The following is a 12,981-nucleotide window of genomic DNA, read 5'->3' as shown; positions in this document are numbered from 1 at the left end:
TTTGCTATTGTGGATAAGGCGAAGAAATAAATTTAAAGGATACATAATCTTGTATAGGAATAGATGCCCCAATTCCTTGTGAAGTAATATTTTTAATGACAAGCCTCTTCTGATTTCCTTTTAAAACAAGATATACTTCTCCAAATGTAACTTTTCCTTTTTCATTTACCGCTGGTGTATATGCATATAAATACCCAAGTTGTTTTGGGCTGATATTATATACACGCCCATTCCCAGTACCATAACCAATTGTTGTTTTAAAAGAAAGGGGAAGCTGCACCTTCTCCATCGCCTTTAAAAGAATCATCTTTTTCACATCATCTGTATCTTTAATATAGGCTGTTAAACCACCTTCTATCGTTTTTTGCGATTCTTGTTTGTACCGAAGCGGATATAACCGCTCCACACCACGGTTATCATATACATTACGATTTACTTGCTTATATTCCCAATTTATCGTTGTATCTGTTGATTCATAATTTAACGGCCATTGACCTAAATAAATTTTCGCCCTATAGCCAACTGCAAGAGGTGCATTTGAAATCGACGTTTCATTAAACATCCGAATTAAATCTGGGTTTTCGATTCGAATGGTCGATGTTTTCAGTAATTCTTTCGCTAGTTCACTTGGCTGCAAACGCGGTAAATCTTGCACTTCATTTGGATACGTATTGTCCTTTGAAATATTCAAAACAGATGAAGGCATCTTTACGTTTATTGTTGTCTTTGCAGAGCTACTATAAGGAAATAATAAAATAAACGAGACCATAGTTGAAAGACATATGCTGTACACTCGTTTCACCTACTTTACCCCTTCCTAATTTAAGAGTGTATAAATCATTTAAATAGCTATTAAATACAAATTGAAAAACCGACATAAAATCTTTCTTTTTAGGTGGGAGAGAGCATCTGGTCATGCATAAAAGCGGTCAGATCCTCTTCCTGTCCCCCCATGCCAAATGAAAACAAAGAGGGAAAACAAGTGCAGGTCACCTTTTGTTCTTCGTAGCAGCGACTTATATGCCTGCAAATCAAAATGGATTTATATATTAACTATCTCTATTATTTTCTCTCCGTAATATTGTTATCCCAATTTTTTATAACAAGTAAAAGCCAATTCCCATAATGAGATAAGCGGCTAATAATGTTCCTCCTTCAAACCAGTTCGTATCTCCATCATTTGAAATTGCAATTGTTAAAAAGACCGCTGTAATCATGGACACAAGTTCCGGCATTGTAAATACAAGGGGCATTTTCACCGTAAAAAACATCGAAAGTATGATGAGAACAGGGGCAACGAACATGGCAACCTGCAAGGTTGAACCGACTGCAATTTCAACTGCAATATTCACTTTATTTTTATAAGCCATAATAATTGCAGAGGCATGCTCCGCGGCGTTACCAACAATCGCAACAATGATAACCCCGATAAATAATTCCGACCATCCAAATGATTTTGCTACCGTTTCAAATGTATGAACAAGCGCCTCGGATACATAAGCAACAGCCGCTGTTGCAATCGCTAAAATAAGTAATGCTTTCCCTTTTGACCATTCAGGCTCTTCCTCATGTTCTACTTCATCGCTTTTATGCTGATACACACCACGATGCGTAACCAGTTTAAAGAATAGTGCGGCTAAATACATGACAATCATGATGATTGAAACCCCAATACTTAATTGATATGTTTTGTCTATACTCATCTTCATTGAAAAAACTTCTGGAATAACAAATGCTACAACAACTGCAAATATTAGTAAGGCCGAATTATGCCTTGCATCATAAACATTAAAACTTTGTCTTTTATACTTGAGCCCTCCTACAAAAAAAGAAAGACCTCCAACTAACAATAAGTTTCCAAGAACGGAACCAGTTAGTGAAGCAAGTACGACTTCAGTTAGCCCTGCTTGTAATGCAAAAACTGAAATGATAAGTTCAACCGCATTCCCGAAGGTTGCATTTAATAGCCCACCAATTCTTGGTCCAGAAACAATAGCTAAACTTTCTGTCGCTCTTCCCATAAAAGCAGCGAGAGCAATAATTGTAATGCAATACACAGCAAACATAATTGTTTGTGGCCAATGCAACGTATTTCCAAGAATAGAAAGCGGTACACCAGCAAGTGCAAGTATTAAGAAAATTTTATTAAACATATTTTCCATCCTTCCATCGTATGTATTTCCCCCACTATTATCATTATTCTTCTCCTAACTTGTCCCATTTCATCACAAATACGTTTAAAAAATACGATTGAAGAAAAAGGTATAAAAGAGTGTAAAAAATTTTAAGCAACAAGTTTTCACAGAATACAATTACGGATAACAGAAAGGGGCTCAAAAAATGAATTTAAAAGAAAAAATTGCAACTATTATTGAAGGACAAAGAACAGGTGTATTAGCTACCATGCGTGAAAATAAGCCACATAGCTGTTTTATGATGTTTTTTCATGAAGACTTTGTATTATATGTCGCAACAGATCGTAATTCCAAAAAGCTAGTAGATATCGAACAAAATTCAAATGTACATGTGCTACTCGGAAGAGAAGGGAAGAAATGGGATGAAGATTATATCGAAGTAGAAGGCACCGCTTCAATTGAAGAAGAGCAAACATTAAAAAATAAATTTTGGAACAACAACTTAAAACGCTGGTTACTCGGCCCTGAAGATCCTAACTATGTACTTATAAAGATCAATCCAAATACAATTTACTACATCGATAGTGCTGGTACGACTCAACCAGAGTTTTTACGACTATAATTCGAAAACAAGCCCTTTAAAAGGGCTTGTTTTGTCGAAAAGTTCTTATCAAAAAAAAGATAAAAAAGATGGAACTTTCTAAAGATTCTGTTATATAATAGTATCAACTTAAATAAACTGTATTAAAACAGATTGGGGGGAAAAATAAAATGATGAAAAGAGAAGAACGGAAAAATATGATTGAGTTTATTGAAAAGAAAAAGGGAATTGAGCGTGAAGAGCTTTTATTTATGACAGATGATGAAGTAGAACACATTTATAATGTAACGTACTTTTTATATGAAGAAATTGCAGAATAATAGTAAAGGCCCATCTAACATAAAGATGTTAGATGGGCCTTTACTATTTTCATAGTTATATTCAAAACATCCTCTTGCTATCCGTTATACTTGAGAATGATTTTCATGTATAATAATACAAGACTGGAGGAATTTTACTATGAGTTCATGGCTATTATTCGCATTATTATCAGCAATTGCTGCAGCACTTGTATCCATTTTTGGAAAATTTGGTTTAGAAGGAATCGATGCCAATGTGGCAACAACTATCCGTTCAATCATCATGGCACTATTTATGATAGGCGTAATTATGATACAAGGAAAATTTCAAAATATTGGTGACGTTCTAATGAATAAAAAAGCACTGCTATTTATCACTTTAAGTGGTATAGCTGGTGCCTCATCATGGCTGTTTTATTTTCTCGCCTTAAAAACAGGAAAAGTTTCACAAGTTGCTCCTGTAGATAAATTAAGTGTTGTATTTTCAATTATTCTTGCAATAATTATATTAGGCGAAAAATTAAACTTCATGACTGGAATGGGTGTTGTATGTATTACAGCAGGTGTTCTCTTCATTGCTTTCAGCTAAAACCCGCTTAACTAGCGGTTTTTTTTCTTCTTATGTAGAGCCACACAATAAGTACAACTACTACTGAGATAATTAAAATCCACATTCCATAATGATGCAAACTATATTCAACAAAGCGCCACTTCTCTCCAAGTTTCCATCCAAGTCCAATAAAAACGCTAATCCAGATGAAAGCACCACCGTATGCGTATAGACAAAATCTCCAAAACGTTAAATTCGACATACCAGCAAAATATGCAGTTAAATGACGAACTCCTGGTATAAAATATCCAATCATTATTAAAAAAGGACCATATTTTTCAAACAAAACATGCGTTTTTTCAATTTGCTTTTCTTTAATTCCTATCTTTGGACCATATTTTTGTAATACAGGCAGTCCAAGTTTTAAGCCAAGTATGTAACTTAAAGTAATTCCAAGTACCGCACCAGCCATTCCACTAAAAAAAGCAGCTGTCCCTGACATAGTTCCTTTCGAAATATTATAACCAACAAACGTCAGCAAAAACTCATCTGGTATTGGCAGACCTACTATTCCACCCGCAAGAGCTATAATAATTCCAAAATACCCATAATGTGAGATTAACTCACCAATATGTTGTTCCATTTGGATGACACATCCTATGCACAATCGTTATTCCATATTGTACCCTCTCTATCTTTTAAGCAAACATGGTATACATATTCACTATACATCGTTTTTATAATGAACTCTACTCCTATTCATCTTACCTGTAATGAAACTTTTTACTACTTTTAATCTTCATTTTTCGGAACCTTGAGGTGTGAATGCATATTGTTCACGAATAGCGTGATAAATCCATACTTCACTTCATAATTATAAGAAAATCCGACTTCACAAGCGTGATTTTTGTTACAATAAAGAAAAGTTACATTTAGCATCGGTTTGACTCTCAAGAAAAATGATATAGGCAGTAAACATATATTTAAAAAGATTACATGCATCTTCCATCCGTGTAGAGTACTATGCATCCTTTTACATAAAAATCATTTTTCTAAATTATACAGGGGGAAAAAACATGACCATAGAAAAACAATTGATTCAAAAGGTATACTATGAAACATTCTTAACTGAACAGGATTCTGTTCAATCTCCTCAAGTACTTGGGGAAGCATATGTAAATGAAGCTGAAAATGAATTTTCCAATATCGCTAACATTCGTTTCGCGCAAGGAGAAGTTTATTATCATCATAAAGATTTCGAAACAGCCATCTTCAAGTGGGAGAAAGTAAACAATGATCTCTCTCTATGGGCAAAAAAAAATATAGCAGACGCTTATTTTGAATTAGGATTGCTTTCAATGGCAGAAGAAATCTATACATCGATTCAAACAGAAGACACAACACTGACAATGGAAGTTTCATTGCAACTTCTTTCTCTGTACATCGAACAAAATCGTTTGGGACTTGCTTTTAAGGTCATTAGTGAAGCAGTTTCATTCCAACCAGACTATCCAAATATCACTGCCATTGCTCGTTCCTTTTATGAGAAGCAGCAGGATTGGAACAATGCTCTTGACCTTGCTGTTCAAGAAGGAATTCGAACGAAATCATTACATTGGTTTGAGATTTTAACAAGTTATGTGAATCAAGGATTCACAAAACAAATGAAACCAAAATATTTTTATGAAGCATTAAAAGTTTTATATACAATCGATTCCGTTCAATTTAAGCAACTTGTCTCATCACTTTGGAAAATCTATCAAGATGAGTCAACCTACTTATTATGGATTCAAACAATCAATCACCTTTTTTTACACGTCGAGGTAGATTCTTACGACTCATGGGATGAAATTGTTACTCTTTATCAAGACACCTACTGTGAATTAATTACAGGACAATACTTGATGCATGAACTACAGGAACTTATTCCAGACTTGTTAACAAATTGGTTTAGCTTAACAAAAGCAGAACATTCTCTATTTGTTTCTGCTGCAACGTTAGCATGGAATGAGATTTCACCTAAAAGCCTTGATACATTACTTGTAAAAAGCGCTGAAACACTCCTTTCTAGTTCAAAAATAGATAACACAGTTGATCTAGACAAGGTTTCAAACTTATTTGAAACTATTGTCGTATGGGCAGAAAAAAATGATGTAGACTTAGGTCATTCTTTCACATGGCTTGTTCGAGAACTTTCCGACCTAAATGTACAACAAGTTGTCGTTACAGGTACGAATGATGATAGTAAATCATCCTTTATCAATTCTATATTAGGGGAAAGTATACTAAAAAATTCTCCTGGAGCCGCTATCATATTTAAAGATAATGCGCAGACAGAAATTACAGAACTCACAGATTTAACAATAAAAACTACTTCCAATTTGGATGAATTTTACGAAATGATGGCTGTTCCTCCAAAATCAGAATCTGAGCAGAAATGTATTGAGTTTAAATTACCATGTAGGTTTTTACGAAAAAATAAATTCTCATTTATCGTTACACCAGGTTTTGATGGAAATGGCAATAAAGAAAATACAAATCTTGAATACTTACATGCAACCGATAATCTATTATATGTTCTTAATACCTCTTCGCCTTTACTTGATGAAGAAATCGATACACTACTGTACATACGAGAACAAATACCGACTTTACAAGTTCATTTTGTTTTAAATACAATCGATACAATTTTTAGTGATGAAACAGCAAATACAATGCTAAATAAAACCGAGTCTAAAATACGTGTACATTTTCCAAATGCACGAGTATTCCCTTACTCATCTTTAGAGGAGAGCAGCGGGCAACTAAGTGATTTAACAGAATCCATTACTTCAAACTTTAATAATAGAAATATAGAAACCGAACGCACGGAAAAACTATTATGGTTTATTCAAAAGACCATCACGTATCTCTTAAATGAACGCGTACAATTAGAAAATACGTTAGTAAGGTCAATCCGTTGGAATAAACACATTTTAGTGAAATTAAATGGCTTCATTAATAACCTGACTGCTATTGAAAAAGATAAGACTCGCTCTATTACAGACTCATATCGTTTAACGAAAGATGAAATTATACATGATCTTCATGATCAAATTCCTGAATTATTGCAGAGCTGTTCCGATTTAGTTCATGAAGATAGTGACTTTAAACAAGTTCCTGAAGAATTAAATGCAGCAATGAATGAAAGAATTCAAAAACATTTACAACAAATGATATTACCTAAGTTTACTCAATCTATTCAAGAATGGATTGAAAAAGTCCATAATGAATTTATTCAAAGTCAATCTTATTTAGATGAAATGAGTGAAACATTTAATAAATTATACGAAGAAGAACGTATGAAACTACCATGCGATTTCCAACTACTTGATGATTGGCGCCGCGATGTTGCAAGGATGACAAACCGAATCAAAGTTGATGATGTAAATATTTTACTACGCTTTACACCAACACAATTTCTATTAAAAAGTGCTGGAAAGCTATTCGGTAACATGCAGAAAAATCAATCCATGCTTTACAACAAATATAAAAATTATATCGAGACCGAAGACTATACAGATGTAACAACAACTATTTCTGAACAGTTCTTCCTTCAATTTGAATTATTCGAAAGTGCATTAGAACGTGATATTATGATGTTCTTTAAAGAACCTCTTAGCATATTAAAGCAAACTGTGGAAGCTGCACATCTCGAAATAAATGAGGATGAAAATGCATTAACGAAACTAAGAACAAATCCAGAAACATATCATGATCCTTTAACACTGTTTAAATTACAGTTATTGCAGTACAAATTCATGCTAAATGAAAAAAACGATGAAGCCCCTTCTTTGAAAATAGCAACGAACGAGGCACCTACAATTTAGGTAAATACAAAAAACCAAGCAAATTGTAACAATTGCTTGGTTTTTTACTTATATTCTATTTCACATATCCCAAATAACATCATTAACCTTTGCATCAATTTTCACACGCTTAATAAATTTCTTTCTTTCATCTTCTTTATGAATTAACTTATGTATATAACGACGTTTGCTTAATACATCCCTGCATGCTTTATTATAATTTAAAATTTCCTGGCAGCGCTTATCCTCATATAAAACCTTGAACCATGTATACCGCTTCAGTTTTTCTATGTGTCGCTGCACTCTTTTCTTTTTCCGTTCTTCTCGTTCCGCTAATCTTTCTAATGCATGCTCTACCACTTCATCTAACATAAAGTCTCCAGCGACTCTTATAATACTAACAGTCCCTCTTACAATCCCTTTACCTGCATCAACACATATTTCACCTAATGCAATTGCTGCGCGACCAACTCCTACTAGAATGTGTCCAATAATATCCTCCATATTGTCCCTTCTTTCTAGTTCACAATTTTCATATGATCAAACGGATAATAGATTGCAGTTAATGTGCCAAGCACTTCTGTTTTATGAATCAGTCCTAAGCCGTTACGGCTATCTCTACTCACTAAACGATTATCTCCCATGACAAAAATTTTATTTTTCGGAATCGTAATAGGACCAAAGTCTTCAGTTAAATTAATAAGAAGTTGTTTCGCTTGTTTTTTATTTTTATCTAAATAAGGTTCACTTTGCACTTGATGATTTACGTATAATTGATCATTTTTCATCTCAATTACATCTCCTGGCAACCCAATAATTCTCTTTACATAAAAATTATCAGTCTTTACTACAATAATATCTTCACGCTCATAGGTTTCAAATCTCTTTGCTAACTTATTAATAATTACTTTATCCCCATCTTGCAATGTTGGCCTCATAGATGCTCCCTGCACAGTTGTTGGAAAAAACACAAAAATTTTCACTAAAAAAAACAACAAACACGCAATAGCTAGTATTTCAAAAAGCTCACGAAAGCGACTTTTCTTTTTCATTTTCCATCTCTCATTCCTCTCCCTTTGTTACATTTATTATAGATAGTTTCTACTATTAATTTCCACAAAATTCCGAAAGAATAAGATAAAACCTATAAAATTTTCTAAAGTGAAACTTTAATCAGTGGGGATTGAAAATGGTTTTTAATTATCTTAATTGCAAGTGCTTTTACATTCGGATTTTCTAATTTAGTTTTCTGCTTTATTTATAACAAAATATACATTAATGAGCTATTATCTCAAGGTTATAAAGCGGCTGACGAATATAGTCTTTCCGCTTTACAGCAAAAGAACATCGTAGCATAATATATAATCAAAAAAGAGGATATCCCAAAAGTAGCTAAATAGCTACTTTTAGAGATATCCTCTTTTATATTCCAACATATACAATACACATCTGTGCAGCAACATATGTTACCCAGATCCAAAGTGGATCATACTTTACTTTGCGACCACCAATATCCGTTACACCAATAATAAAATCAGAAATCACAAATAACAATCCACCAAGCGCTGGAATCCACCACATTTCGTTGTTTGCATAGTATAATGCAAATGCAAAACACGCCATTCCCCCAACCCATAAACCATATACGAGCGCACCAATTGTAAACAGCCTATCTTGTTTTTGATTGCGAATAAAAAAGAACCAACCAATTATTAAAAATAAACCGTATGCTACTAACCCAATCCAGAACCCATTCCATGAGATACCTGTTTGCAAAAATGCTGTTACATAAAAACAATGCGCAATTGCAAAGGTAACCATACCGCCGATTAACCGATGTCCAAATGGAATGATTCCTGCCATAAATAAATCACCAAGCGTAGATAAAGTCATACCAATTGCAGCCCACTGACGATACTCTACAGATGGATCTTGTAACCAAATCCAGATCGCACCACCAGTTAAAGAAAAACTAAGAATAAGACGAATCAATAATGGTAAAGGCTCATTTTCTCCCGTTTGCTTTGTCTGTGCTATTGCATAAACCGCACCTACAACAAATACAATGACCTGTCCAATTAATAATATATAAATTTCATTCATAACATGTTCTCCTCAATAAATGGATATTAATATTTCTTCGTGATATAACCTATTTTCTCCTGTTTTTATCATATAAAATTTCAAAAGAAGAGGAACACTCCTATCCTTTTTTCTAAAACTAAAAGAAATTAATCCTACTCTTTTTATGCCGCTTGTTTCTCTTGCTCCGTTTTTTGCATATTTGGTGTCCGATTTACTACGATAATACCCGCTGCTACACATGCTAATCCAAATAAAACAAATGAATGAATTGCTTCCCCTAAAATCATGCTGGATAATAAGACTCCAAATACTGGTATAAAGAACATATACATCGATACTTTTCCGACCTTGTTATACTTCATAACTGTATTCCATATACAGAACCCCGCCGCTGATAAGAAGGATAAATAAAGTAACATAGATAGTGCTTTCATATTGAATACAAAAGGCATAAATCCAACTTGAAAAATACCAATACATAATAATCCGATAGATCCAAAAATCATCTGATATGCTGTCATGTACCCAACATCTAATGTTTTACTTCCTTCTTTTGCCAATATATTTCCATATGAATACATCATCGCGGCCCCAAGAAGCAATAATTCACCAATTCCAAAATGAAACGCCATACTTCCATCACTTGGAACATTCACAAGAATCACACCACAAAAACCGATAGACACGCCGATCACTTTTCGAATATTTAATGCATCATCTTTATACAAAAAATGCGCAATTAAAATTTGAAAAAAAGATGATGTACCAGAAATAATAGCACCTTCAATTCCAGAACTGTAACTCATACCAATATAAAAACATACATATTGTAGAAATGTTTGAAATAAACCAATTTGCACTAATTGCTTCCCTGTTTCTTTTTTGAAATGCATATCTTTTCCTATTGCTTTAAAAAAGAATAAGAGCATCACACCAGATAAGAAAAAGCGATAACCAGCAAATAATATTTGCTCGCCAACTTCATGTGGCTGAATTCCGAGTTCAGCATAACTTAGTTTAATAAAAGGAAATGCGCTTCCCCATAGAAATGTCGCTGCTAGCGCTGCAGCAAACACACCAATTGGATGGGTAAAAAATTTCTCTGTCTTCACTTATTGTCTTCCTCTCCGACCTTTTTACGAACAACATTCATATATACCAAAGGAAAAGAAAAAAAACAAGTTTTTCAATTTGATATATAAACAAAAACATATTCTCAAGTAAAAACATATGATATAATATAGAATAATTACAAGATAATAACTGATAAAATTTTTCAATAGAAATGCTGCTATCCGTATGGATGGCAGCTTTCGTCGTTTTATGGGGATTTCGATTTTGATTCTTTTTCTCAATAAGAATTTGGAAGGAGCGAGTAATAATGAACTCAGAAGTAAAAGCATTACCATCAAAAAAGAATATGTCTAACCCATCTTGGATTCAATCATTCCAAAAGCATTATGAACTTATCTTTGCAATCCTATCTGGTGTTTTCATTTTATCCGGTTGGTTATTCACAAAAAACGAAGCAACAACTGCTGGGATAGTTTTTTATATCCTCGCCTATATAATTGGAGGATATGCGAAAGCGAAAGAAGGCATCGAAGATACAATAGAAGAAAAAGAATTGAATGTAGAAATGTTAATGCTCTTCGCTGCCATTGGTGCCGCTATTATCGGATACTGGGCAGAAGGTGCCATCTTAATATTTATCTTTGCACTAAGCGGTGCAATGGAAGCTTATACATTAAGTAAAAGCCAAAAAGAAATTTCAGCACTGCTAGATTTACAACCTGAAGAAGCCTTGCTCATTTCACATGGAACAGAAGAACGTATTCCAGTAGCTCAGTTAGAAATTGATGACATCATTTTAATTAAGCCAGGTGAACGCGTACCTGCAGATGGTACAATTCATAGCGGTGAAACAAATATCGATGAAGCTGCTATCACTGGGGAGCCTATCCCAAATGAGAAAAAATTTGGTGATGAAGTATTCGCTGGAACCGTGAACCTACGCGGGGCTATTGAAGTTAAAATTACAAAAAGAAGCGACCAAACATTGTTTCAAAAAATTATCCGTCTCGTTCAAAACGCGCAAAGTGAAAAATCACCATCGCAACTTTTTATCGAAAAATTTGAAGGAACATATGTAAAAGGTGTACTTATCATCGTTGCTCTAATGATGTTTGTTCCTCATTTCCTACTAGATTGGAGCTGGAACGAAACATTTTATCGTGCCATGATTTTACTCGTTGTTGCTTCTCCATGTGCACTTGTCGCATCGATTACACCAGCGACATTATCTGCTATTTCTAACGGCGCACGAAGCGGTATTTTATTTAAAGGTGGTATTCATTTAGAACGCCTTGCCTCAGTGAAGGCAATTGCCTTTGATAAAACAGGAACATTAACTCAAGGAAAACCGACTGTAACAGATGTTTACGTACGTGATGAAATAACAGAAAAAGATGTGTTGTATATTACAGCTTCTATCGAAAGTCATTCCACACACCCACTCGCAGAATCTATCGTCAAGTACGCAAAACATGCATATGACATTACATTAACGAAACCCGAAAGTGTAGAAGATGTCACTGGATTTGGCTTAAAAGGAATTTTAGAAAATACAGCTTATAAGATTGGAAAGGCCGATTTTATTGGCGAAGAAACAAAAACTTTTCATAATGGTATCGCTACGACACTCGAACAAGAAGGAAAAACTGTTGTCTATATTAGTAATGAAAAAGGAATTCTTGGACTTATTGCTTTAAAAGATACACTTCGCCAGGAAACAATTGCTGCTATTCGTGATTTACAAAGCATTGGTGTTGAAGCTATCATGATCACTGGTGATAACGAACAGACGGCTAAAGCAATTGCGACTGAAAGCAACATAAAAGAATACTACGCATCATGCTTACCAGAAACAAAAGTTGAAACGGTGAAACAACTAAAAGAAAAATACGGTACAGTGGCAATGGTTGGCGACGGTATTAACGATGCTCCTGCACTCGCTACATCAAGTATTGGCGTTGCTATGGGCGAAGGGACAGATGTTGCCTTAGAAACAGCAGATGTCGTTCTAATGAAAAATGAACTCTCTCGCCTTGCACAGGCCATTCGTTTATCAAAACGAATGAACCGCATTGTAAAACAAAATGTTATTTTTTCATTAGCAGTAATCGCAATGCTCATTTGCTCTAATTTCCTACAATTTTTAGCTCTTCCATTTGGCGTTATTGGCCACGAAGGAAGTACAATCCTTGTAATTTTAAACGGCTTACGTTTATTAAAAAGAAATAACTAAACGGGTCCCCAGAGGGAACCCGTTTTTTTAATGATAGCTATTATGTCCATTGGCACTGCTACTCGTTTTATGTTTTGGATGTGAGCTACTATTTTTTTTACCTTGGTTTTTATTATTGTGATTTTTTTTATTATTACTCATTTTGAATCCCCCCTG

Annotated in this window: 12 protein-coding genes; 5 read left to right on the top strand and 7 right to left on the bottom strand. The window is 34.2% G+C overall.

Going from position 1 to position 12,981, the window contains the following annotated elements:
* Positions 1 to 4: 4 nt before the first annotated feature.
* Positions 5 to 802, bottom strand: a complete 798-nt coding sequence (locus tag ACM6HU_RS02495; RefSeq protein ID WP_077295042.1) for a YfkD famly protein — start codon at positions 800 to 802, stop codon at positions 5 to 7.
* Positions 803 to 1,097: 295 nt separating this feature from the next.
* Positions 1,098 to 2,153, bottom strand: coding sequence for a calcium/proton exchanger (gene cax, locus ACM6HU_RS02490; protein ID WP_016112953.1), 1,056 nt, complete (start codon positions 2,151 to 2,153; stop codon positions 1,098 to 1,100).
* Between the two features lie 187 nt (positions 2,154 to 2,340).
* On the opposite strand from cax, the gene ACM6HU_RS02485 reads away from it, so the two are divergent.
* From ACM6HU_RS02485 to ACM6HU_RS02475, 3 genes are all read left to right on the top strand, one after another.
* The gene (locus ACM6HU_RS02485; RefSeq protein WP_016112952.1) at positions 2,341 to 2,757 is read left to right on the top strand and encodes a pyridoxamine 5'-phosphate oxidase family protein; all 417 of its coding nucleotides are present in this window, start codon (positions 2,341 to 2,343) and stop codon (positions 2,755 to 2,757) included.
* A 152-nt stretch (positions 2,758 to 2,909) separates the two neighbouring features.
* Positions 2,910 to 3,056, top strand: a complete 147-nt coding sequence (locus ACM6HU_RS02480) for a BH0509 family protein (protein ID WP_026008701.1) — start codon at positions 2,910 to 2,912, stop codon at positions 3,054 to 3,056.
* A 139-nt stretch (positions 3,057 to 3,195) separates the two neighbouring features.
* Positions 3,196 to 3,624 carry an EamA family transporter gene (locus tag ACM6HU_RS02475; RefSeq protein ID WP_003194827.1) on the top strand — a complete coding sequence of 143 codons (429 nt, stop codon included), beginning with the start codon at positions 3,196 to 3,198 and terminating at the stop codon, positions 3,622 to 3,624.
* A 7-nt stretch (positions 3,625 to 3,631) separates the two neighbouring features.
* On the opposite strand, the gene ACM6HU_RS02470 is transcribed toward ACM6HU_RS02475, so the two are convergent.
* Positions 3,632 to 4,228, bottom strand: coding sequence for a DedA family protein (locus ACM6HU_RS02470; protein ID WP_016132365.1), 597 nt, complete (start codon positions 4,226 to 4,228; stop codon positions 3,632 to 3,634).
* Between the two features lie 433 nt (positions 4,229 to 4,661).
* On the opposite strand from ACM6HU_RS02470, the gene ACM6HU_RS02465 reads away from it, so the two are divergent.
* Positions 4,662 to 7,454 (top strand): dynamin family protein, encoded by a 2,793-nt coding sequence (locus ACM6HU_RS02465; protein WP_016132364.1) that lies wholly within the window; start codon positions 4,662 to 4,664, stop codon positions 7,452 to 7,454.
* 60 nt (positions 7,455 to 7,514) lie between these two features.
* On the opposite strand, the gene ACM6HU_RS02460 is transcribed toward ACM6HU_RS02465, so the two are convergent.
* The 4 genes from ACM6HU_RS02460 to ACM6HU_RS02445 form a co-directional block, all read right to left on the bottom strand.
* On the bottom strand, positions 7,515 to 7,937 hold the full coding sequence (locus tag ACM6HU_RS02460; protein ID WP_016132363.1) for a hypothetical protein: 423 nt from the start codon (positions 7,935 to 7,937) through the stop codon (positions 7,515 to 7,517).
* A gap of 14 nt (positions 7,938 to 7,951) precedes the next feature.
* A complete protein-coding gene (gene lepB / locus ACM6HU_RS02455) occupies positions 7,952 to 8,485 on the bottom strand; it encodes a signal peptidase I (RefSeq protein ID WP_003194819.1) in 534 nt (177 codons plus the stop codon).
* A 370-nt stretch (positions 8,486 to 8,855) separates the two neighbouring features.
* Complete coding sequence (locus ACM6HU_RS02450; RefSeq protein ID WP_016112947.1) at positions 8,856 to 9,536, bottom strand: lysoplasmalogenase; 681 nt, start codon at positions 9,534 to 9,536, stop codon at positions 8,856 to 8,858.
* 143 nt (positions 9,537 to 9,679) lie between these two features.
* Positions 9,680 to 10,630: a DMT family transporter gene (locus ACM6HU_RS02445; RefSeq protein ID WP_003194814.1), complete on the bottom strand. Its 951-nt coding sequence runs from the start codon at positions 10,628 to 10,630 to the stop codon at positions 9,680 to 9,682.
* Between the two features lie 269 nt (positions 10,631 to 10,899).
* Here ACM6HU_RS02445 and ACM6HU_RS02440 point away from each other — a divergent pair, with 269 nt between their 5' ends.
* Positions 10,900 to 12,825 carry a heavy metal translocating P-type ATPase gene (locus ACM6HU_RS02440; protein ID WP_077295036.1) on the top strand — a complete coding sequence of 642 codons (1,926 nt, stop codon included), beginning with the start codon at positions 10,900 to 10,902 and terminating at the stop codon, positions 12,823 to 12,825.
* Positions 12,826 to 12,981: the final 156 nt, after the last annotated feature.

This window comes from Bacillus sp. IT-79MI2 (assembly GCF_949768135.1).
GTDB lineage: Bacteria > Bacillota > Bacilli > Bacillales > Bacillaceae_G > Bacillus_A > Bacillus_A pseudomycoides.
Note: the sequence above shows the minus strand (reverse complement) of the source record. Positions and strands in the feature narration are given on the sequence as shown.

What these genes read in the sequence shown, in the direction of transcription:
- ACM6HU_RS02465 (WP_016132364.1), top strand. Translation starts at nt 4,662, where the DNA reads ATGACCATAGAAAAACAATTGATTCAAAAGGTATACTATGAAACATTC.
- ACM6HU_RS02470 (WP_016132365.1), bottom strand. Translation starts at nt 4,228, where the DNA reads ATGGAACAACATATTGGTGAGTTAATCTCACATTATGGGTATTTTGGA.
- lepB (WP_003194819.1), bottom strand. Translation starts at nt 8,485, where the DNA reads ATGAAAAAGAAAAGTCGCTTTCGTGAGCTTTTTGAAATACTAGCTATT.
- ACM6HU_RS02475 (WP_003194827.1), top strand. Translation starts at nt 3,196, where the DNA reads ATGAGTTCATGGCTATTATTCGCATTATTATCAGCAATTGCTGCAGCA.
- ACM6HU_RS02440 (WP_077295036.1), top strand. Translation starts at nt 10,900, where the DNA reads ATGAACTCAGAAGTAAAAGCATTACCATCAAAAAAGAATATGTCTAAC.
- ACM6HU_RS02480 (WP_026008701.1), top strand. Translation starts at nt 2,910, where the DNA reads ATGAAAAGAGAAGAACGGAAAAATATGATTGAGTTTATTGAAAAGAAA.
- ACM6HU_RS02460 (WP_016132363.1), bottom strand. Translation starts at nt 7,937, where the DNA reads ATGGAGGATATTATTGGACACATTCTAGTAGGAGTTGGTCGCGCAGCA.
- ACM6HU_RS02485 (WP_016112952.1), top strand. Translation starts at nt 2,341, where the DNA reads ATGAATTTAAAAGAAAAAATTGCAACTATTATTGAAGGACAAAGAACA.
- ACM6HU_RS02450 (WP_016112947.1), bottom strand. Translation starts at nt 9,536, where the DNA reads ATGAATGAAATTTATATATTATTAATTGGACAGGTCATTGTATTTGTT.
- cax (WP_016112953.1), bottom strand. Translation starts at nt 2,153, where the DNA reads ATGTTTAATAAAATTTTCTTAATACTTGCACTTGCTGGTGTACCGCTT.